The sequence below is a fragment of the Streptomyces sp. AC627_RSS907 genome (assembly GCF_019049165.1).
This window is the reverse complement of sequence record NZ_JAGMUE010001060.1, coordinates 1-597: the sequence shown is the minus strand read 5'-3', so window position 1 is coordinate 597 and position 597 is coordinate 1. Positions and strand designations below refer to the sequence as shown.

Below are 597 nucleotides of genomic sequence, written 5' to 3'. Positions count from 1 at the left end.
GTCCACTCGTCGGTGAGCAGCGCCCTGATGTTCGGGGCCAACCCCTTGGCGATCTCCTGCTCCGTGTGGTCGTTGTCGAAAAGCGTCTCCACGGTGGAGGCGTAGGGCTCGCGGTAGACCTCGCGCGGGTCGTCGTAGAGGTGGTGCAGCCGGTTCTGGGCGGTCAGGAAGTACGAGAGGTAGTAGACGGCCGAGCTGTCGTCGATGCGGCCGTCGAAGATCGCGGGCAGCTCCTGGCCGGCGATGTCGTACGGGCCGGCCACCGGGGCCAGCGAGCGCACCCGCAGGTGCCGGTCGACGCCCCGGCTCAGCTCGCGGCCCACGGCCATGGCGACCTGGCCGCCCTGCGAGAAGCCGGTCACGTGGACGTCGCGGGTGAGCGTGCGGCCGTGCTGGGCGGCGGCCTGGCGAGCGGCCCGCAGCGCGTCGACGGAGGCGGAGACGGAGGAGGCGGTGTCCACGTACGGGTGGGTGCCGGGCCCGGTGCCAAGTCCCAGGTAGTCGGGGGCGACGGTGGCCCGCCCGCCCGCGCTGTACAGCCACGCGGCCAGCGTGGAGAAGTCGTCGCCGGTGGACGGGGCGCCGCCCCGGTAGGCC

1 protein-coding gene is annotated in these 597 nt (G+C 73.4%); it reads right to left on the bottom strand.

Features of this window, described 5'->3' with window-relative positions; genetic code table 11:
- The coding region (locus KUM32_RS40250) for an alpha/beta fold hydrolase (protein ID WP_217146654.1) at nucleotides 1–597 on the bottom strand (597 nt) is incomplete at both ends.